This is a genomic window from Streptomyces sp. NPDC056452 (assembly GCF_042796085.1).
In the GTDB taxonomy this organism is placed as follows: Bacteria; Actinomycetota; Actinomycetes; order Streptomycetales; family Streptomycetaceae; genus Streptomyces.
This window is the reverse complement of sequence record NZ_JBHTRI010000016.1, coordinates 1-20,392: the sequence shown is the minus strand read 5'-3', so window position 1 is coordinate 20,392 and position 20,392 is coordinate 1. Positions and strand designations below refer to the sequence as shown.

Annotated in this window: 16 protein-coding genes and 1 pseudogene; 8 read left to right on the top strand and 9 right to left on the bottom strand. The window is 69.9% G+C overall.

Going from position 1 to position 20,392, the window contains the following annotated elements; genetic code table 11:
• Positions 1-7: 7 nt before the first annotated feature.
• A complete protein-coding gene (gene pepN, locus ACFQ6X_RS17570) occupies positions 8-2,584 on the bottom strand; it encodes an aminopeptidase N (RefSeq protein ID WP_383182364.1) in 2,577 nt (858 codons plus the stop codon).
• 113 nt (positions 2,585-2,697) lie between these two features.
• Here pepN (ACFQ6X_RS17570) and ACFQ6X_RS17565 point away from each other — a divergent pair, with 113 nt between their 5' ends.
• Genes ACFQ6X_RS17565 through ACFQ6X_RS17555 form a run of 3 tightly spaced genes read left to right on the top strand, consistent with a single transcriptional unit; the run spans position 2,698 to position 3,820 of the window.
• Positions 2,698-3,198, top strand: coding sequence for a DUF1203 domain-containing protein (locus tag ACFQ6X_RS17565; protein ID WP_383182363.1), 501 nt, complete (start codon positions 2,698-2,700; stop codon positions 3,196-3,198).
• A 57-nt stretch (positions 3,199-3,255) separates the two neighbouring features.
• Complete coding sequence (locus ACFQ6X_RS17560; protein ID WP_383182361.1) at positions 3,256-3,486, top strand: type II toxin-antitoxin system ParD family antitoxin; 231 nt, start codon at positions 3,256-3,258, stop codon at positions 3,484-3,486.
• On the top strand, positions 3,473-3,820 hold the full coding sequence (locus tag ACFQ6X_RS17555; RefSeq protein WP_383182359.1) for a type II toxin-antitoxin system PemK/MazF family toxin: 348 nt from the start codon (positions 3,473-3,475) through the stop codon (positions 3,818-3,820). Before ACFQ6X_RS17560 ends, ACFQ6X_RS17555 begins: the two co-directional genes overlap by 14 nt.
• Positions 3,821-3,876: 56 nt before the next feature.
• On the opposite strand, the gene ACFQ6X_RS17550 is transcribed toward ACFQ6X_RS17555, so the two are convergent.
• Positions 3,877-4,905: an aspartate-semialdehyde dehydrogenase gene (locus tag ACFQ6X_RS17550; protein ID WP_383182357.1), complete on the bottom strand. Its 1,029-nt coding sequence runs from the start codon at positions 4,903-4,905 to the stop codon at positions 3,877-3,879.
• A gap of 171 nt (positions 4,906-5,076) precedes the next feature.
• On the opposite strand from ACFQ6X_RS17550, the gene ACFQ6X_RS17545 reads away from it, so the two are divergent.
• Positions 5,077-5,607, top strand: a complete 531-nt coding sequence (locus ACFQ6X_RS17545) for an RNA polymerase sigma factor (RefSeq protein WP_383182355.1) — start codon at positions 5,077-5,079, stop codon at positions 5,605-5,607.
• Between the two features lie 2 nt (positions 5,608-5,609).
• Complete coding sequence (locus ACFQ6X_RS17540) at positions 5,610-6,254, top strand: hypothetical protein (RefSeq protein ID WP_383182353.1); 645 nt, start codon at positions 5,610-5,612, stop codon at positions 6,252-6,254.
• A gap of 62 nt (positions 6,255-6,316) precedes the next feature.
• Here the strand turns inward: ACFQ6X_RS17540 and ACFQ6X_RS17535 are convergent, their stop codons facing one another.
• The 3 genes from ACFQ6X_RS17535 to pepN (ACFQ6X_RS17525) form a co-directional block, all read right to left on the bottom strand.
• Positions 6,317-9,625 carry a S8 family serine peptidase gene (locus ACFQ6X_RS17535; protein WP_383182351.1) on the bottom strand — a complete coding sequence of 1,103 codons (3,309 nt, stop codon included), beginning with the start codon at positions 9,623-9,625 and terminating at the stop codon, positions 6,317-6,319.
• A gap of 170 nt (positions 9,626-9,795) precedes the next feature.
• Positions 9,796-10,803 (bottom strand): hypothetical protein, encoded by a 1,008-nt coding sequence (locus tag ACFQ6X_RS17530; RefSeq protein ID WP_383182349.1) that lies wholly within the window; start codon positions 10,801-10,803, stop codon positions 9,796-9,798.
• A gap of 173 nt (positions 10,804-10,976) precedes the next feature.
• Complete coding sequence (gene pepN, locus ACFQ6X_RS17525) at positions 10,977-13,559, bottom strand: aminopeptidase N (RefSeq protein WP_383182347.1); 2,583 nt, start codon at positions 13,557-13,559, stop codon at positions 10,977-10,979.
• 133 nt (positions 13,560-13,692) lie between these two features.
• Between pepN (ACFQ6X_RS17525) and ACFQ6X_RS17520 the strand changes: the two genes are divergently transcribed.
• Positions 13,693-14,343, top strand: a complete 651-nt coding sequence (locus ACFQ6X_RS17520) for a DsbA family protein (RefSeq protein ID WP_383182345.1) — start codon at positions 13,693-13,695, stop codon at positions 14,341-14,343.
• A 129-nt stretch (positions 14,344-14,472) separates the two neighbouring features.
• Here the strand turns inward: ACFQ6X_RS17520 and ACFQ6X_RS17515 are convergent, their stop codons facing one another.
• Entirely contained in the window at positions 14,473-15,114 is a 642-nt protein-coding gene (locus ACFQ6X_RS17515) for a superoxide dismutase (RefSeq protein ID WP_383182343.1), read from the bottom strand.
• Positions 15,115-15,358: 244 nt separating this feature from the next.
• On the opposite strand from ACFQ6X_RS17515, the pseudogene ACFQ6X_RS17510 reads away from it, so the two are divergent.
• A pseudogene (locus tag ACFQ6X_RS17510) lies at positions 15,359-15,824 on the top strand (GNAT family N-acetyltransferase).
• A 13-nt stretch (positions 15,825-15,837) separates the two neighbouring features.
• Here ACFQ6X_RS17510 and ACFQ6X_RS17505 read toward each other — a convergent pair.
• From ACFQ6X_RS17505 to ACFQ6X_RS17495, 3 genes are all read right to left on the bottom strand, one after another.
• A complete protein-coding gene (locus ACFQ6X_RS17505) occupies positions 15,838-16,500 on the bottom strand; it encodes a CatB-related O-acetyltransferase (RefSeq protein ID WP_383182341.1) in 663 nt (220 codons plus the stop codon).
• A 43-nt stretch (positions 16,501-16,543) separates the two neighbouring features.
• On the bottom strand, positions 16,544-17,950 hold the full coding sequence (locus tag ACFQ6X_RS17500) for an amino acid permease (RefSeq protein WP_383182573.1): 1,407 nt from the start codon (positions 17,948-17,950) through the stop codon (positions 16,544-16,546).
• Between the two features lie 136 nt (positions 17,951-18,086).
• Positions 18,087-19,484, bottom strand: a complete 1,398-nt coding sequence (locus tag ACFQ6X_RS17495; RefSeq protein WP_383182339.1) for an amino acid permease — start codon at positions 19,482-19,484, stop codon at positions 18,087-18,089.
• Positions 19,485-19,752: 268 nt separating this feature from the next.
• On the opposite strand from ACFQ6X_RS17495, the gene ACFQ6X_RS17490 reads away from it, so the two are divergent.
• A complete protein-coding gene (locus tag ACFQ6X_RS17490) occupies positions 19,753-20,346 on the top strand; it encodes a biotin transporter BioY (protein ID WP_329211073.1) in 594 nt (197 codons plus the stop codon).
• The last annotated feature ends 46 nt before the right edge of the window (positions 20,347-20,392 follow it).

Genomic DNA, 20,392 nt, shown 5'->3' with positions numbered 1-20,392 from the left:
CCACCGCCTACGCGGTCGCTGCCGCCGAGTCGGCCGCCTGAGCCCTGAGCGCGCGCTCGACGCCCGCCCTGGACTCCGACATCAGCCGGCGCAGCGCCGCGCTCGGCCCGGCCGAGTCCAGCCAGGCGTCCGTGGCGTCCAGCGTGGCCGCGGAGACCTGGAGGGCCGGGTACAGGCCGACCGCGATCTGCTGGGCCATCTCGTGGCTGCGCGAGTCCCAGACGTCCTTCACCGCGGCGAAGAACTTCTCCGTGTACGGGGCGAGCAGCTCACGCTGGTCGGTCTGGACGAAACCGCCGATGACCGCCTCCTGGAGGGAGTTCGGCAGCTTGTCGGACTCGACGACCGAGGCCCACGCCTCGGCCTTCGCCTCCGCGGACGGCTGCGCCGCACGCGCGGTCGCCGCGTGGCGCTCGCCCGCGGCGGTCCTGTCGCGCTCGTACTCGGCGGCGATCTCCTCCTCGTCCAGGAGGCCCGTCGCGGCGAGCCGCTGCACGAACGCCCAGCGCAGCTCCGTGTCGACGGCCAGGCCCTCGATGCCCTCCGTGCCGTCCAGCAGGGACTGCAGCAGGTCGAGCTGCTGGGGGTTGCGGGCCGTGGCCGCGAAGGCGCGGGCCCAGGCCAGCTGGTGGTCGCTGCCCGGCTCCGCCGCGCGCAGGTGCGCGAGCGTCGCCTCGGTCCACTGGGTCAGACCCGCCTCGCGCCACTCGGGCGCCGCGTACAGGTCCAGCGCCAGCTTCACCTGGCGGTGCAGCGACTGGACGACACCGATGTCCGTCTCCTTGCTGATCCCGGAGAGGACCAGCGCCAGGTAGTCGCGCGTCGCCAGCTCGCCGTCCCGCGTCATGTCCCAGGCGGAGGCCCAGCTCAGGGCGCGGGGAAGGGACTCGGCGAAGTCGCCCAGGTGCTCCGTGACGACGGCCAGCGACTCCTCGTCGAGGCGGACCTTCGCGTACGAGAGGTCGTCGTCGTTGAGCAGGACGACCGCCGGGCGTGCCGTGTCCGCCGGGAACGGCACGGTCGTGCGCTCGCCGTCCACGTCCAGCTCGATCCGGTTCGTCCGGACCAGCTTCCCGGCCGCGTCGAGGTCGTAGCAGCCGATCGCGATCCGGTGCGGACGCAGCGTCGGCTCGCCCTTCGCGCCGGCCGGGAGGGCGGGGGCCTCCTGGAGAACGGTGAAGGAGGAGACGTGGCCGTTCGCGTCCGTCTCGATCTCCGGGCGCAGGATGTTGATGCCGGCCGTCTCCAGCCACGCCTTCGACCAGGTCTTCAGGTCACGGCCGGAGGTCTCCTCCAGTGCGCCCAGCAGGTCGGACAGGCGCGTGTTCCCGAAGGCGTGCGCCTTGAAGTAGGCCTGGACGCCCTTGAAGAACGCGTCCTTGCCGACGTACGCCACGAGCTGCTTCAGGACCGAGGCGCCCTTCGCGTACGTGATCCCGTCGAAGTTCACCAGGACGTCGTCGAGGTCCCGGATGTCCGCCATGATCGGGTGCGTCGAGGGCAGCTGGTCCTGCCGGTACGCCCACGTCTTCATGGAGTTGGCGAACGTGGTCCAGGAGTGCGGCCACTTCGATCCCTCGGCGTCCGCCTGGCACGCGATGGAGGTGTACGTGGCGAACGACTCGTTCAGCCAGAGGTCGTTCCACCACTCCATGGTGACCAGGTCGCCGAACCACATGTGGGCCAGCTCGTGGAGGATGGTCTCCGCGCGCGTCTCGTACGCCGCGTCCGTGACCTTCGAACGGAACACGTACTGGTCGCGGATGGTGACCGCGCCCGCGTTCTCCATCGCGCCGGCGTTGAACTCCGGGACGAAGAGCTGGTCGTACTTGGCGAACGGGTACGCGTAGTCGAACTTCTCCTGGAACCAGTCGAAGCCCTGCCGCGTGACCGCGAAGATGTCGTCCGCGTCGAGGTACTCGGCGAGCGACGGGCGGCAGTAGATGCCGAGCGGCACCGACTGGCCGTCCTTCTCGTAGCTGCTGTGCACCGCGTGGTACGGGCCGGCGATCAGGGCCGTGATGTACGTGGAGATACGCGGCGTCGGCTCGAAGGACCAGATGTCGTCCTTGGGCTCCGGCGTCGGCGAGTTGGAGATCACGGTCCAGCCGGACGGCGCCTTCACGGTGAAGGTGAAGGTCGCCTTCAGGTCGGGCTGCTCGAAGCTGGCGAACACCCGGCGGGCGTCCGGCACCTCGAACTGGGTGTAGAGGTAGGCCTGCTCGTCGACCGGGTCGACGAACCGGTGCAGTCCCTCACCGGTGTTCGTGTACGAGCAGTCGGCGACGACCTTCAGCTCGTTGGTACCCGCCTGCAGGTGCTTCAGCGCGATCCGGGAGTCGCGGAAGACGGCGGCGACGTCCAGCGCCTTGCCGTTCAGTACGACATCGTGCACGGCCGGGGCGACCAGGTCGATGAAGGTCTCCGCACCGGCTTCTGCGGAGTCGAAGCGCACGGTGGTGACGGACCGGTAGGAGCCGCCCTCCTGCGCTCCGGAGAGGTCGAGATCGATCTCGTACGCGTCCACGGTCAGCAGGCGCGCCCGCTCCTGTGCCTCTTCGCGGGTCAGATTCGTGCCAGGCACGCGGTCATCTCCTTGATATGCGATGTTTTTGGCCATCCTTCCACGTGGGGTACGCGCAGCGCGATGTCCGTTTTCCGCCGGACCGGTGGAGGCGTTCGGGCCACCCTCGGAGCATGACCACCTATGAGGCACGACCCATCGCCCCCATCGCCCTCGACGGCCTCCGCAAGACGGACGACGCGGACCGGCCCTGCGTCCCGTACACGGCGACCGAGGGGGGCGAACCGCTGCGCTGCTGCCTGCGATCCGCCGGGCCGGGGGAGCGGATCGCCCTCGTCTCGTACGCGCCGCTGAGGCGCTGGGCGGCGGAGACCTGGGCCCGGCCGGGGGCGTACGACGAGCAGGGCCCGGTCTTCATCCACGCCGAGGAGTGCGAGGGGCCGACGGCGGACCCGGACGGCTACCCGTTCTCGCGGGCGGGCGCGCTGCGCGCCGTCCGCCGCTACGACGCGGACGGCCACATCGTCGGCGGCCGCCTGCTGGAGATCCCGGCCGACGAGGAGCGTGGCTACGACGAGGCCCTCGCGGAAGCCTTCGCCGACCCGGAGGTGGCGCTGGTGCACGTGCGGGCCGTGGAGTACGGGTGCTTCCACTTCGAGGTGCGACGCGGGTAGTACCCGCTTCACTCACTCCGGTAGCCATCCTATTCCTACCCTTGGTAGGATGGGCGCATGAAGATCAGTGTGAGCTTGCCGCAGGAGGATGTCGCCTTCGTCGACGAGTACGCCGCGAAGACCGAAGCGGATTCCCGGTCGGCGGTGATACACGCCGCCATCGAGTTGCTTCGTTCCGCCAACCTGGAGGCCGATTACGAGGCCGCCTTCGCCGAGTGGGACGCGAGCGAGGACGCCGCGTTCTGGGACCGGTTCTCGGGGGACGGGATCGCCGATGAAACGCGGTGATATCTATTTGGTCGACTACGAGCCCGTGCGTGGCAGCGAGGCCAACAAGGCCCGCCCGTCGGTGATCATCTCCAACGACGGAGCGAACGCCGTGGTGGCGCGAACGGGGCGAGGAGTGGTCACCGTCGTACCACTGACCTCGAACGTTGCTCGGATCTACCCCTTCCAGGTGCTGTTGCAGGCTGGCGAGACCGGTCTGACGAAGGACTCCAAGGTGCAGTGCGAGCAGGTACGCGCGATGGCTGAGGAGCGGTTCGTACGGCAGGTGGGTACCGTTCCCCGCCAGCGCATGACGGACATCGACGCGGCCCTGCGGCGGCACCTCGCCCTCTGAGGCATGCGAAAAGGGCGGCCCCGGACACCGGGGCCGCCCTTTCACGAGGGGGAGGGTCAGCCCTTCAGCTCCGCCGCCACCAGCTCCGCGATCTGCACCGCGTTCAGCGCCGCGCCCTTGCGCAGGTTGTCGTTGGAGACGAAGAGCGCGAGGCCGTGCTCGACGGTCTCGTCGACCCGGATGCGGCCCACGTACGAGGCGTCCTGGCCGGCCGCCTGGAGCGGGGTCGGGATCTCCGAGAGCTCGACACCCTCGGCGTCCTTCAGCAGCTCGTAGGCGCGCTCGACGCTGATCGGACGGGCGAAGCGGGCATTGATCTGCAGGGAGTGGCCGGAGAAGACCGGGACCCGGACGCAGGTGCCGGACACCTTGAGCTCCGGGATCTCCAGGATCTTGCGGGACTCGTTGCGGAGCTTCTGCTCCTCGTCCGTCTCGAACGAACCGTCGTCGACGATCGAGCCGGCCAGCGGCAGTACGTTGAAGGCGATCGGACGCTTGTAGACACCCGGCTCGGGGAAGTCCACCGCGCCGCCGTCGTGCGTGAGCTTGTCCGCGTCGGCGACGACCTTGGACACCTGGCCGTGCAGCTCCGCGACACCGGCGACGCCGGAACCCGACACCGCCTGGTACGTGGCGACGGTCAGCGTCTCCAGGCCTGCCTCCGTGTGCAGCGGGCGCAGCACGGGCATGGCCGCCATCGTCGTGCAGTTCGGGTTGGCGATGATGCCCTTGGGGCGGTTGCCGATCGCGTGCGCGTTGACCTCGGAGACCACCAGCGGGACCTCGGGGTCCTTGCGCCAGGCGGAGGAGTTGTCGATCACGACGGCACCCTGGGCGGCGACCTTCTCGGCCAGGGCCTTCGACGTCGCGCCGCCCGCGGAGAACAGCACGATGTCCAGACCCGTGTAATCGGCCGTTGAGGCGTCCTCGACGGTGATGTCCGTGCCCTCGTACGTGATCGTGGAACCCGCGGAGCGGGCGGAGGCGAAGAGCCGCAGTTCGGCGACGGGGAACTTCCGCTCGGCCAGGATCCTGCGCATGACTGTGCCGACCTGACCGGTGGCGCCGACGATTCCGACCTTCACAGGGACTCCTTCAAACGTACGAACGGGCACGGTTGCCACTCCATGATGCGTATGTCCACGGCTTCCTTGTCCAATCCATTGTCCGGCAGGCGGACGGCGAGGTCCGCGGCGGGCGAACGTTCTGCCGCGCTCCGGCGTCAGAGGGGAAACACATTCAGGGGGAGGCACTCCTTGCTGGGAAGGAAGGCGGCCGGTGCGGGGGACGACCCCCTGGGCCCGGCACAGGTGAACCGCGTCAGGGCGGTTCTTTCTCTGGGCGGAGTTCCGTACTCCGACCTGCAGGACGGTGTGCAGCAGATACGGCTGCGCCTCCTGGAGCGCTCGGCGAGCGGCCGGGAGGCCCCCCGCGAGATCGGCGCCTGGGCGGCCGTGGTCGCCACGAACCTGGCCGCCGACTGGCACCGGAGCAGGAACCGGCAGGCACGGGTCGGCGCCCGGCTCGCCGCCCTGAGCCCGGCCGACCCCGGCACCGAGGGCGGTCAGGAGGCCCGCCTGCTGGCTCTCACGGTGGCCGAGGGGCTGGACGAACTGCCGGCACCACAGCGCCAGGCCCTGGTCCTGCGGTTCTACGCGGACCTCTCGGTACCGCAGATCGCGGCGGAGCTGGGCATCCCGGAGGGAACGGTCAAGAGCCGCCTGCACGCGGCGGCCCGAGCGATGCGCGAGCGGCTCGCGCGGGTTCACGCGGACGAGGTGGTGTGACGATGGACACGGACGGGTCCGACGAGCTGATGGCCGTACTGCTGGGGCAGTCCGCGCCCGACCCGGGCGACGCACCGGCCGCTGCGCGGTACGACGCCGCGAGGCGTGACATGACGGTGCTCCGCGAGCAGCTGCACCTCATCGGGGATCACCTGGCCGCCCCGGACGGCGCACCGGGCACCCTCACGCCTTCGCGTCCCCGGTGGGTACGGAAGGGGCCACTCGCGCTCGCCGCCTCTGTGGTGATCGCCGCGTGCCTGGCCGGGACCGGAATCCTCTGGTCGGTCGCCCAGCCGTCCGGGGAGCACGGCGACGCCAAACTGAGCGAGGAGGGAATGATGGCCTGCGCGCGGGTCGTCGCGGACGGCACGGTCAGCCGGACGGAACGGGTCGGCGGCCTCGTACGGGTCGTACTGACGGTCGACCGGTACCTCAAACCTGACCGGGGACCGCGGGAGACCTCGTTCTTCGTCCCGGGCGAGGAGGAGGACTACTTCCGGCCGGGCCGGCCCATGGTCGTGATCGTCTCGCGCTTCCCGGGCGAGGGGGTGAATTCCTTCACCGGTGAGGACCGGGCCACCGCCTGGCAGTGGATGTCGGCCGCGCTGCCCGCCTCGCGCACCCTGGAATGCACGGACCCCGGATGACGCACAGCGGGGCGGGAGCTCCCGGAAGAGCGCCCGCCCCGCTGCTCAGATACTTCGGACCGCTACGGCGTGACCTTCTCGATCACGACGCTGCCGGTGCCCGCCGCGGTGCCGCGGGAGTTCACCAGGTGCACCTCGCCGAAGAACTGCCGGCCCTCAGGAGCCGCTCCGGCGACCACGACCTCGGCGCCGACCTGCGCGGACGCGCCGTTGGCCAGGGTCACGGCCTTCGACTCGTCGACGTTGATCGCGCCGAGCGACGGTGCGTAGTACACATCGCGGTAGTCGTACTCGGTGGTCCCGGCCGGGACCGAGTAGCCGTCGATGACGACGGTGTACGTACCGGCGGCCGGCTTCACCAGGCTGACCGACTCCTCGGAGCCGGCCGTCGTGGACGCACCGACCTCCGTGTCGCCGTTGTAGACGTACAGGTCGATGTCGGCGTTGGCGTCCGAGGTGCCACCGATGGCGAAGTCGAGCTTCTCGACGCCCTCACCGATGGTGACCGTGGTCTCGTACGTCTCACCCGTGGAGATCGACGGACGCTCGACCTTGGCCGAACCCAGCGAGCCGCCCTTGAGCGAGCCCACGAGGTCACCCGCGTTGTTGGTGACCTTCCAGTCCACCGCGGCCGGGGTGCCGATCTTCGCCTCGGCGATGGTCTTCACCGCCGGGTCGAAGGACGCGCCGAGCAGCGAGACATCCAGCTTGTACGGGTTGTCCAGCAGCGGCGACGTACGGCGGGACTCGACCTCGATCTCCCAGACGCCGGGCTGCGGGGCCTTGTAGGACCGCGTGTCCGGACGGCAGGTGTTGGCCGGGTTCTCGTAGTTCGGGTAGCAGAAGATCGTGGAGCTGTCCTCCACCGCGACCCCGTAGGGGTGGATGGAGATGAACCGCGTCTGGCTGCCCGAGCGCAGGGCGCTCATCGCGACCTCGAGCGTCTCCGCGCCCTCCGGGACGTTCACGAAGTACGACGTGGTGCCGTTGCGCTGCACCGAGCCGGTCGTCGAGAACGCGTAACCCGGCTTCACCAGGTCCTTGGAAACGATGACGGTGGACAGGATCTGCTGGTCCACGCCGACGGTCTTGGCGTCGTCCACCTGCAGGATCGCGCTGTGCACGCCGGCGGTGCCGGGCTTCGCCTCGACCTTGACGGTCACCGGCTTGCCGAGCGGCAGCGAGACGGTGCTCGAACCGGCCAGCTTGAAGGTGCCGTCGTTGTTCTTCCACGACAGCTTGTGCGCGACGGCGCGGTCCGGACCCGTGGTGCGGGTGACGGTGACGTCGTACGACTTCTTCTGGCCGGCCTTGAGGCCGCCCTCACGGTCGTACAGGCCGGTACCGAAGCCCGGGGTCTTCAGCGCGAAGTCGATCGCGGTGTCGACCGGGGCCTTGACCGAGTACTCGTGCGCCGGGGTGCCCTGCTTCTCGATCTGCTTCCAGGCGCCGACGATGTTGATCAGACCGGCACCCTGGGCGTGCGCGGGCACGCCGTCGATGTGGGTGGCGGTGCTGGTCAGCGCGGTGCGCAGGTCGGCCGGGGGCAGCTCGATGTTCTTCTGCTTCGCGGCGGACAGGAGCAGCGCCGTGGCGCCCGCGGCCTGCGGCGAGGACATCGAGGTGCCCTGCAGCATGGAGTAGCCGGCGGGCAGCGTGTAGCCCGCCTCCTTGACCGGACCGCCGGGGAACCAGGTCTGGGTGGTGTTGATGGACGCACCCGGAGCCGTCAGGATCGGCGCGAAGCCGCCGTCCTCACGCGGACCGCGCGAGGAGAAGGGCAGCATGTCGTACTTCTTGGTGACGTTCGAGCCGTAGTTCGCGGCCCAGGTCTCCTTGGAGATGGACGCGCCGACCGAGATGACGTGGTCGGCGAGGCCGGGGTCACCGATCGTGTTGACACCGGGGCCCTCGTTGCCGGCCGAGATGACCAGCTGGACGCCGTAGATGTCGATGAGCCGCTTGTAGAGCTCGGCGCGCGCGTTGTTGCCGTCGTTGAGCGGCGGCAGGCCGCCGATCGACATGTTGACGACGTCGACACCGCGGTTCACGACGAGGTCGATCATGCCCTCGGTCAGCGCGATGTTGGTGCAGCCGCCGGACCAGGTGCAGGCACGCGAGGAGACGACCTTGGCGCCGGGCGCCGCGCCGTTCATCTTGCCGCCGAACAGGCCGTTGGCCGCGGTGATGCCCGCGACGTGCGTGCCGTGCTCGCTCTCGATGACGCCGATGTTGACGTAGTCGGCCTTGGTGCCGGCCGCGTCGAAGACGACGTCCTTGCGGGTCTCGACGACGAACGGGATGCGCTCGACGATCTGGGTCGCCGGGTTGTCCGTGCCGAAGTAGCCGACCTGGTGCTTGTCCTTGTACGGCTGGAGCACGGCGTCGTTGCCGAAGTTCGCGTCGTCGTTCAGGTCGACGCGGACGGTACCGGCGGTCGGGTCGTAGAGCACGGCCCACTTGTCGGTGGTGTCGCCGTCCCGGTTCAGGTCCCCGGCCATGTCGCCACCCAGGGTGGCGGCCTCGGAGAAGATCTGGATCTTGTAGGACCCCTCCGGCGCCGAGTAGGTGCGGCCGCCGATGGTGAAGGTCGGACCCGCCACGGCCGCGGTCATCCGCAGCCAGGTGCGGTCGCCGTCGCTCACGGGGTCGGTGGCCGTCACCCAGTCGACGATCTTGCGCTCGCCGGTGGTGGTCTTCTGCAGCGCCGGGTGCGCGATGTCGACACCGGAGTCCAGGACACCGATGGTGATACCGCGGCCGTCGGCCTTCGGGTGCTGCTGGACGAAGTCGACCGCACCCGTCTCGAAGGACGGGTTGTACGGGTTCTTCGCCGGCGTGTTCTTGCCGGGCGCCGGGTAACTGCCCGTGGACTTCGTCTGCTTCGCACCGGCGGCCCGGTCGCCCGTGGGCGTCGGGTCGTCGAGCTTGATCTCCTGCTTGAGATCGATGCCGTACACCGAGGACAGCTTCTGGGCCGCCTTGATGGTGGCCTCGGCCGTCGCGGTCGGCACGGTCGCCCGGACATAGCCGAGCTTGTCGTACGTCTGTCCCAGCACGGACCCCTTGACGGCGTCCAGCTGCTCGGTGACCTGCTCGGTCGCACCGGGAGCGGTGGCGACCATCATCGTGATGTTCTTCTCGCCCTTGGCCTCGGCCTTCGCCAGCACATCGGCGTCGGCCTCACCGAGCTTGTCGCCCTTGTCGCTGGTGGCGGCAGGCTTCACCGGTGTGGTCACCGGGGCGTCGGCGGCGAAGACCGGGGCGGCGCCGGAGGCGGCCAGTGCGGCCACCAGACCGGCAGCGGCTGCGATGCGCGCCGCGCGTCTCGCCCCGGGTATGGAGCTGGGGGATTCCTTGGTCATCAGCATCCCTGTTGGTGAAAGAAAGAGAGAGTCCGGAATTCGGTACCGGATGACCGCTCAGCCTTTCCTAAAAGGCAGTGGTTTGTGGAGACTTGGCGGCGGCGAGTAGTGGACATGGCGTACATTCGCCACCGGTGCTGATGCGTCATGTGGGACGAAAAGGGTGAATGTTCCGCTCACCGCGGCAGGACCACCACGTACGCGGCCGGTTCACGGTCGTCCGCCGCCATCAGGGCCGTACGCACCACCACCGCCTGCTGCGCCATCCTCTCGCGCAGCTTCTTCGCCGTGACGCGGACGACGGTCACCCCGAGCCCCTCCAGGTGCTCCCGTTCCGCGGTGTACGTGATGTGCTCCTGGCGGGGGCTGCGGGTGCCGAGTTCGAGCGCGACGGCCTGGTCCGGCCAGTACGCGTCCACCCCGCCCAGGAACGCGCCGCCCTGCAGGTACAGATCCACGTTCCACAGCGGCTCCGGCAGACCGTAGCTGCGCACCATCTCGTACAGCCGGTCCTCCGCCACCGCCCTGCCCTCCAGGAGCAGCGCGTCGACAGCCTCCACCACATGGGGCCTGCCCAGCAGCTTGGCCGCACTCAACTCCCGTACGACCGTAGCGGGTTCGCAGTGACCGCCGCGGACCGCCTCCGTCAGCATCCGGCGCACCGTCGGGGCGTCCGTGAGCCCGGCCACCGCATCCGCCAGAGCCCGCTCCACGGGGGCCACGGGCACTCCGAGCCGCCGGTCGGGCGCGGGCAGCGAGGCCGCCCGCTTCACATCGACGAACCGGGTGGAGCGCAGCCGCCTCGTGCGGGGCACCAGCACGTCGATCCGGTGGAGAGCGATCATCGGCGGGGCGGACGCGAAGCCGTGCAGGGCCAGCGCCGCCAGTCCGGTGATCATCGCCTCGCCGTACCCCGGCCCGGACTGGGCCGGCACGGTCCGCCGTGCGGAGGCCGGTGGCCGGCCGGCGTACAACAGGGCGCCGTGCACGCGCTCCTGGCTCGTGGGCGGGCACGGGTGCAGGAGGTACACGCCCGGCAGCAACTGCTGCCACGGCCCGCCCGGCAGGCACTGCGCGGCGGTCTGCGCGGCGGACACACCCTGGGCGCGCAACTGCGCGGCGGACTGCACGCGTTGCCGCACATCGTGAAGGGGACGGGGGGACAGCGGGGTGTTCTGGGTCATGCCCCGGAGGTTCCCGCACCTCTCAGGAGCGCTAACCGCTGTTACAAGGCCGTCGGCATTTCAGGACAACGCCGTCCTAAAGTACGGCAGTTCGACTGCCGAAAAGAGCGGTCGCGCCGGGGATTGTGCGACGGCCGCCCCGCACAGATGTGCGGGGCGGCCGTGTCACCGGATCAGACCGCGGCGTCGCACTCCTGGCCGCGCAGCGCGCGCGCCAGGTCGTCCCGGGCCTCCAGGACCAGCCGCCGCAGCGCCGGGGCCGCGTCCGGGCGGGAGGTCAGCCACGCGTCCGTCGCCGCCAGCGTCGCGGGGTCGTCCTGCAGCCCCGGGAACAGGCCCTTGACGACGTCCATGCCGATCTGGATGGACCGCTCGGCCCACACCCGTTCGATCGCCTCGAAGTACGAGGCCGTGTACGGCGCCAACAGCTCGCGCTGCGAGGGCTGCACGAAGCCCGCGATCGTCGCTCCGGCGAGCGCGTTGGACAGCTTGTCCGACTCCACGACCGCCGCCCACGCCTGAGCCTTGACCGCCTCCGAGGGGCGCGACGCCAGGCACCGCACGTGGTGGCGCTTGCCGGACGCCGTGTCGTCGCGGGCCAGCTCGGCGTCGATGGCCGGCTCGTTGGCCACCCCGTGCGAAGCCAGCGGCGACAGGAAGGCCCAGCGCAGCTCCTGGTCGACATCCAGGCCCTCGATCACGGCCGTGCCGTCCAGCAGGCCCGTCAGCAGCTGGAAGTCCGCTTCCGAGGTGGCGACCGCCGCGAAGAACCGTGCCCAGGTCAGCTGGTGCTGGCCGCCCGGCTCCGCGAGGCGCAGCTCCCGCAGCGCGCCCTCGGCCAGCGCCCGGCCGCCCTCCTCGCGCCACGCCGGCGCGGCGTAGTGCACGAGCGCGGACTGGGCCCAGGCGTGCAGCATCTGGAGCACGCCGATGTCCGACTCCCGGCCGGCGAACGCCAGGACCAGGGAGACGAAGTCGCGGGCGGGCAGCAGTGCGTCCCGGGTCTGGTTCCACAGCGCGGACCAGCACAACGCGCGGGCCAGCGGGTCGGTGATGTCGCCCAGGTGCTCCCGCAGGGTGGCGAGGGATCCCTCGTCGAAGCGGACCTTGCAGTAGGTGAGGTCGTCGTCGTTGACCAGGACGAGGTCGGGCTTCTCGGCCCCGGCCAGCTCCGTGACCACGGTGTGCGGCCCGGCGACATCCACCTCGGCGCGGGCGTACCGCACCAGGTCGCCCGCGGGGGTGAGGCGGTACAGGCCCACCGCGACCCGGTGCGGGCGCAGCTCCGGGTGGGAGGCGGCGGCGCCCTGGAGCACCACCAGCTCCGTGATCCGGTCCGCGGTGTCGTACGTCACCGCCGGCGTCAGGACGTTGACGCCCGCCGTCTGCAGCCAGGACCGGGACCAGGACGTCATGTCGCGCCCGGACGTCTCGGCCAGCACCGAGAGCAGGTCGCCCAGCTGTGTGTTGCCGTAGGCGTGCTGCTTGAAGTACCGGCGCGCACCCTCCAGGAACGCGTCCCGTCCCACGTACGCCACCAGCTGCTTGAGCACCGAGGCGCCCTTGGCGTACGTGATGCCGTCGAAGTTCAGCTTGGCGTCCTCCAGGTCACGGATGTCGGCCGTGATCGGGTGCGTGGACGGCAGCTGGTCGGCGCGGTACGCCCAGGCCTTGCGGTTGTTGGCGAAGGTGATCCAGCCGTTGGTGAAGCGGGTGGCCTCCACCATCGAGAAGGACCCCATGAAGTCGGCGAAGGACTCCTTCAGCCACAGGTCGTCCCACCACTGCATGGTGACCAGGTCGCCGAACCACATGTGCGCCATCTCGTGCAGGATGACGTTGGCGCGGCGCTCGTAGGACGCCGAGGTGACCTTGCCGCGGTAGATGTACTCCTCGCGGAAGGTGACGCAGCCCGGGTTCTCCATGGCACCGAGGTTGTACTCGGGCACGAACGCCTGGTCGTACTTCCCGAACGGGTACGGGTAGTCGAAGTGGTCGTGGAAGAAGTCCAGGCCCTGCTTGGTGATCAGGAAGATGTCGTCCGCGTCGAAGTGCCGCGCGAGCCCCTTGCGGCACATCGCGCCGAGCGGGATCTCCAGCTTCGAACCGTCGTCGAACGTACGGGTGTAGAGGTCGCTCTCGCAGTGGTAAGGACCCGCGACGACCACCGTGATGTACGTCGAGATGGGCTTCGTCTCGGCGAAGCGCCACTCCTCGCCCTCGTGGAACTCCTCGGCCCCGTTGGACCGGACCGTCCAGCCCTCGGGCGCCTTCACCTCGAAGCGGTAGGGGGCCTTCAGATCGGGCTGTTCGAAGTTCGCGAAGACGCGCCGGGCGTCGGCCGGCTCGTACTGCGTGTAGAGGTAGACCTCGCCGTCCTCCGGGTCGACGAAGCGGTGCATGCCCTCCCCGGTCCGGCTGTACGCGCACTGCGCGTCGACCACCAGGACGTTCCCGCCCTCGGCGAGGCCGTCCAGCGCGATCCGGGTGCCGTCGAAGACGGCCGCCGGGTCCAGGGCCTTCCCGTTCAGCGTCACCGCGCTCACGGCCGGGGCCACCAGGTCGGCGAAGGTCGAGGCCCCCGCACGCGCGGCGCGGAAGCGGATCGTGGTCAGCGAGCGGAACGTGCGCGGACCGGCGCTCCCGTCGGGCTCACCGACGGCGGAACGCAGGTCGAGGGCGACCTCGTAACCGTCGACGGTCAGCAGCTCGGCCCGCTCATGGGCCTCGTCGCGGGACAGGTTCTCACCGGGCACGGAACACTCCTTTGTGTCTCTTTCGAACAGCTTTGATCCTCGCATGCGGCCGATGGCCCCGGCACCCGGGAATGGCCGGAGTGCCCCGCGGCGTTCTGGAACCCAGGTGCGAGACGACCTCATGAGGAGAGACATGCCCGAGAACAGCACGTCGAACGGCAGGACCCCGGCGGACTTCTGGTTCGACCCGCTCTGCCCCTGGGCCTGGATGACTTCACGCTGGATGCTGGAAGTGGAGAAGGTCCGCGACGTCGAGGTCCGCTGGCATGTGATGAGCCTGGCCGTGCTCAACGAGGACAGGCTGGACGAGCTGCCCGAGGAGTACCGGGACATGCTGGCGAACAAGGCGTGGGGCCCGGTCCGGGTCGTCGTCGCCGCCCAGCAGAAGCACGGCGACGCCGTCGTCGGCCCCCTTTACACGGCGCTCGGCACCCGCATCCACAACAAGGGCGAGGGCCCGACCCGCGAGGCCGTCGTGGGCGCCCTCGAAGATGTCGGCCTGCCGGTGGAGCTCGCGGAGTACGCGGACTCGGACACCTACGACAAGGAGCTGCGCGCCTCCCACAAGGAGGGCATCGAGAAGGTCGGCCAGGACGTCGGCACGCCGGTCATCGCGGTGCCGGGCGCCGACGGCGAACAGATCGCCTTCTTCGGCCCGGTCGTGACCCCCGCCCCGAAGGGCGAGGACGCGGCGAAGCTGTGGGACGGCACGCTGCTGGTCGCCTCGGTCCCCGGCTTCTACGAGATCAAGCGGACCCGTACGCAGGGCCCGTCCTTCGACTGACGCACCCGCGCGACCCCGCACGGCCATGGAAGAACCCCCGCGAGTCATGTCCTCGCGGGGGTTCTTCTTTCATCCGCCTGCCGGGTGAAGGTTGAGAAGACGATCACGAGGCAGGACGTCTGCACACCGTCAGGGAGCGAGCAGCAGCACGTCCGCGCGCTCCTTGGCGGCCGCGTACCGCTTCGCCACGTCCTGCCAGTTGACGACGCGCCACATCGCCTCGATGAAGTCGACCTTCTGGTTCTTGTACTGGAGGTAGAAGGCGTGCTCCCAGGCGTCGAAGACCAGGATCGGGACCGAGCCCTGGCCGACGTTGCCCTGGTGGTCGTAGACCTGCTCGACGATCAGCCGGCCGCTGACCGGCTCGTAGGCGAGGACGCCCCAGCCGGAGCCCTGCGTGGTGGCCGCGGCCTTCGTCAGCTGGGACCTGAAGCCGGCGTACGAACCGAAGGACTCGGCGATCGCGTCGGCGAGGTCGCCCACACCGTCCGCCGCGAGGGGCTCGCCGCCGCCGTCGCCGGTCATGTTGTGCCAGTAGATCGAGTGCAGGATGTGGCCGGAGAGATGAAACGCGAGGTTCTTCTGGAGGCCGTTGATCGCGCCCCAGGCCTCCTTGTCGCGGGCCTCTTCCAGCTGCTCCAGGGTGTCGTTCGCGCCCTTGACGTACGCGGCGTGGTGCTTGTCGTGGTGGAGCTCGATGATCTGCGGGTTGATGACCGGTTCGAGCGCCGCGTAGTCGTACGGGAGTTCCGGAAGCGTATACGTGGCCATAGGTTCGAACCCTCCAACTGCTGTCCTGTTGTTATTGCAAGTCGTTCGCAATTGCAGGCTAGCAGGAGGAGGGTCCGAAAGTGATCAGCCCCTGGTCCTAGGACCCCGGACCGTCGCGTGGGCATTGGGCGGCAGCGTCGGCGGCGGGACGGGTGAGGACGTGTCCGGCCGATCCGCCACGGGCGTGGGTAGGGTCGGGGGCGGGCGTCGAACGCCGACGGCGCGGAGCGGGAGACGGTGCCGGATGAAGATGCGAAAGGGCCGCCCCGAGGAAGCCGCGGCGCTGACCGAGCTGGCGCTGCGGTCGAAGGGGCACTGGGGCTACGACGAGGAATTCCTGGCCGCCTGCAGGGACGAACTCACCGTCCGCCCCGCCGATATGGGCTCCCGGCGCACCGAGGTCGCCGAGGAGGACGGGCGCATCCTGGGGTTCACCACCCTGGACGGGGAGCCTCCCCGGGGAGCCTCCCCGGGGAGCCCTCGGCATGATGTTCGTGGAGCCGGACACGATCGGCCGGGGCGTGGGCAGGACGCTGTTCGAGCACACCATGGCGGCGGCCCGACGGCTCGGTTTCGCAGCGCTCACCATCGACGCCGACCCGAACGCCGAGCCGTTCTACGTGGCGATGGGGGCGGTCCGCATCGGGGCGACCCCGTCGGGCTCGATCCCGGGGCGCGAACTGCCGTTGCTCCGCATCGAACTCGGCTGATTTCCCAGGGGGCTCAGCGGCCCGGCCGGGCGGAGCCCCCGGGTGCGGCCGCCTCCAGCTCGTCGACGCTGCCCGACATGATCGTGCGGACATGCTCGGTGATGTGCTCGGCGGGCCAGTCCCACCAGGCGACGGCGAGCAGTCGGGCGATGTCCGCGTCGTCGTACCGGGTACGGATCAGCTTCGCCGGGTTTCCGCCGACGATCCCGTAGTCCGGGACATCGGCCGTGACCACGGCGTCCGCGGCGATGATCGCGCCGTTCCCGATCCGTACGCCCGGCATCACCGTCGCCCGGTAGCCGAACCACACATCGTGGCCGACCACCGTGTCGCCCCGGCCCGGCAGGCCGGTCAGCAGGTCGAAATGGTCGGCCCAGGAACCGCCGAGGGTGGGGAACGGGAACGTCGACGGGCCGTCCATACGGTGGTTGGCGCCGTTCATGATGAACCGCACCCCGGTGCCCAGCGCGCAGAACCTGCCGATGACGAGCTTCTCGGGACCGTAGTGGTACAGCACGTTGCGGGTCTCGAACGCGGTCGCGTCATCGGGGTCGTCGTAGTACGAGTACTCGCCGACCTCGATGAGCGCCGAGGTCACCAGGGGCTTCAACTGCACCACCCGGGGCTGGCCGGGCATCGGGTGGAGCACTGTGGGATCGGCGGGGAGGAGGCTCATGCGGGCACTCTCCCAGAAGGCCCGTGCGGTGTGCACGGGAAATTCAGGCGCGCGGCGCGCGCCCCGCCCGCTTCTGCCGGACCAGACCGGTCACGATCAGCACCGCGGTCAGCGCGCCGGTCGCCAGCAGCTGGTCACGCGTGTCGGGCTGGCGCAGCATCAGGAAGAAGATGCCGGCCATGGCGAGCAGCGCCACGATCGTCAGGACCGGGAAGAGCCACATGCGCACGACGAGCTTCTCGGGTGCCTCGCGCTCCATCCGGCTGCGCAGGATCAGCTGGGAGACGGCGATGAAGATCCAGACGACCAGGATCACCGCGCCGATCATGTTGAGCAGCCACGGGAAGACGTCATCGGGACGCCAGTAACTGAGCAGTACGCACAGGAAGCCGAAGACGGAGGAGACGAGCACGGCGTTGCGCGGTACGCCGGAGGAGATCGTGCCGATGCGCTTGGGGCCCTGGCCGCGGGCGACGAGCGAGCAGGCCATGCGCGAGGCGCCGTAGATGTTGGCGTTCATCGCGGAGAGCAGGGCGACCAGGATGACCACGTTCATGATCTCCGCGGCGCCGCTGATGCCGAGATGGTCGAGGGCCGCGTAGAACGGGCCGACCTCGGCGACCGCCGGGTCGTCCCACGGGACGAGGGCGACGATGACCGCCATCGAACCGACGTAGAAGACCGCGATCCGCCACATCGCCGTGCGCACGGCCCTGGCGACGCCCTGCACCGGGTTCTCGGACTCGGCCGCGGCGATCGTGACGGTCTCCAGACCTCCGTACGCGAAGACGGACGCGAGCAGTCCGATGATGAACCCGTCGGAGCCGTTCGGCAGGAGCCCGCCCTCTCCCGTGAGGTTCGAGGCGCCGGGGGAGTCCGTGCCGGGCAGCACGCCCAGGAGCGCGAGTACGCCGAGCACGAGGAAGAGCGTGATCGCGACGACCTTGAGCGCCGCGAACCAGAATTCGAACTCGCCGAAGTTCTTCACGGCGGCGAGGTTCGTGCCGAGGAAGACCAGCATGAACAGGGCGACCCAGGCCCACTCGGGCGTGCCGGGCAGCCAGCCCGTGACGATCTTCGCGGCGCCGATGCCCTCCAGGCCGACGGCGACGCAGAGCAGCACCCAGAACGACCACCCGGCGGTGAAGCCCGCCCACGGTCCGATCGCACGGTCGGCGTGCACGGAGAACGATCCCGACGCCGGATTGGCGGCCGACATCTCGCCGAGCATCCGCATCACGAACATGACCAGCAGACCGGAGATGCCGTAGGCGATGACGATCGACGGACCGGCGGCGGCGATCCCGGCGCCGGAGCCGACGAACAGGCCGGCGCCGATGACACCGCCGAGGGCGATCATCGACAGATGGCGCTGCTTGAGCCCGTGGGTGAGCGCGGAGTCGACGGTGGGCGTGGTGTCCGTGGGGGGCGGCGCGGAAGTCCGGGACATCGGAAGGCTCTGTTCGCTGGTGGGACGGGGGACGGCCCACAGTCTGGACATGCTGCCCGTCCACAAGGAACCGTTGTCCGCTATACGGTCACCGGGCTCACACATGGTGCACACCCGAGCACGTGCTGACCCCGGGTCAGGCCCTGCGCGCCCGGAACTCCCGCACACCTGCCACGAGCAGCACCAGCCCGGTGGCCCCCGCCGACCACAGGACCTGGGAGCGCGCCGCGTCATCGGTGAGCATCAGCAGCAGGACGCCCAGCAGACCGGCCAGGGTCAGCCAGGTCAGATAGGGGAAGCACCACATCTTCAGGGTCAGGGCCGCCGGCGCCTCACGCTCGATGCGCCGGCGCAGACGCAACTGCGAGGCGGCGATCAGGGCCCAGACGAACAGCAGGACCGCACCGACCGAGTTGAGCAGGTAGAGGAAGACCGTGTCGGGCCACTTCAGATTGAGCAGTACGGAGACGAAGCCGAAGGCGACCGAGGCCAGCACGGCCCGCCGCGGCACCCCGTCGGAGCCGCCCCCCGAGACCTTGAGCAGAGCGCGCGGGGCCTCGCCGCGCTCGGCCAGCGAGAAGACCATCCGGGAGGCCCCGTACAGGTTGGCGTTGAGCGCCGAGAGCAGCGCCACGAAGACCACGATGTTCATGATCTGCCCGGCCGACGGCACCCCGATCGCGTCCAGAACCTTCACATACGGGCTGAGCCCCGCCTGCTGGGCGGTCCACGGCAGCACCGTCACGATGATCAGCATCGAGCCGACGTAGAAGAAGAGGACGCGCACCATCGCGCTGCGCACCGCACGGCCCACCGCGCGCGCCGGATCATCGGTCTCGGCGGCGGCGATCGTCACGACCTCCAGCCCGCCGAAGGCGAAGACCACGGTGAGTACGCCGGAGACCACCCCGTCCCAGCCGTTCGGAAGGAAGCCGCCCTGTCCGGTGAGGTTGGTCATCCCGACCGGAGCGGTGTCCGGGAGGATGCCGAAGACGGCCAGCAGGCCGAGCACCAGGAAGGCCACGATGGCCGTCACCTTGAGCGCGGCGAACCAGAACTCGAACTCGCCGAAGTTCTTCACGGCGGTCAGATTGGCCACGGTGAACACCACCATGAACACCAGCACCCAAAGCCACTGATCCACCGCGGGTACCCACCCGTGAGCGATCTGCGCGGCGGCCGTCGCCTCCACGGCGAGCACGACCACCAGCAGGAACCAGTACAGCCAGCCCACACTGAAGCCCGCCCAGCGGCCCAGCGCGCGTTCCGCATGGACGGAGAAGGAACCGGACGCGGGCATCGCCGCGGACATCTCGCCGAGCATCCGCATCACCAGCATCGCGAGCGCGCCCGCGATCAGGTACGAGACGACGATCGCGGGGCCCGCGACGGCGATCCCGGCGCCCGAGCCGACGAACAGCCCGGCGCCGATCACTCCGCCCAGCCCGAGCATGGTCAGGTGGCGCTGCTTCAGGCCGTGGGCCAGGGGCTCCGGTGGCAGGGCGGAGGGCGCGGGGGGAGGGGCGTCGTGCATGAGGTGCGGGTCACTCTCGGATCATTTATGGGGAACCTACAGTCTCACGGGTCACCGGCCCGTCCCGCGTCGGGTGCCGCACATGCCCCGGCCTCAGTGACAAGCATCACGCCCATTGGTGATTGTGTGACGCTCTTTGTTTGAACCCGACTAACTCCTCAACCACCGCTTTGTGGGCGGCTGCTGATGATCCAGCGATATTCCGTCGGCTAACGTCACCATCAGTCTGCCCCCACCTGTCCTGTTGCCCTCACCTGCGGAGTCCCTGATGAGCACTGCTGCCGCCCCCATCCGTTCCGGAGCGGTCCTCGCCGACCTGCTGCCCGCAGCCCGGCACCGCTACGCCGTGGACACCGCGCTGGTCCTCGGCGGCGCCGCACTCACCGGCATCGCGGCCCAGATAGCGGTCCCCGTTCCCGGCTCCCCGGTTCCCGTCACCGGCCAGACCTTCGCCGCGCTGCTCATCGGCACCGCCCTCGGTGCCCGTCGCGGCTTCCTCTCCCTCGCGCTGTACGCGCTCATCGGGATGGCCGGCATGCCGTGGTTCGCCGGGGGCAGCTCCGGAGCCGGCGGTGCCTCGTTCGGCTACGTGCTGGGCATGCTGCTCGCCGCCACGGTCGTCGGCGGCCTCGCCCGCCGCGGCGGCGACCGCTCGGTGCTGCGCACCGCGGGCACGATGGTGGCCGGCTCCGTGATCATCTACGCGGTCGGTGTGCCGTACCTCGCGCTCTCCACCGGGATGTCGATGAGTGCCGCCGTCGCCGCGGGCCTCACGCCGTTCCTGATCGGTGACGCCCTCAAGGCGGCGCTGGCCATGGGCGCGCTGCCCGCGTCCTGGAAGCTCATCGGGCGTCGCGGCTGATGCCGTAGGCCCCAGCGAAGAGGCCCGCCGGTCGAACTGCGACAGC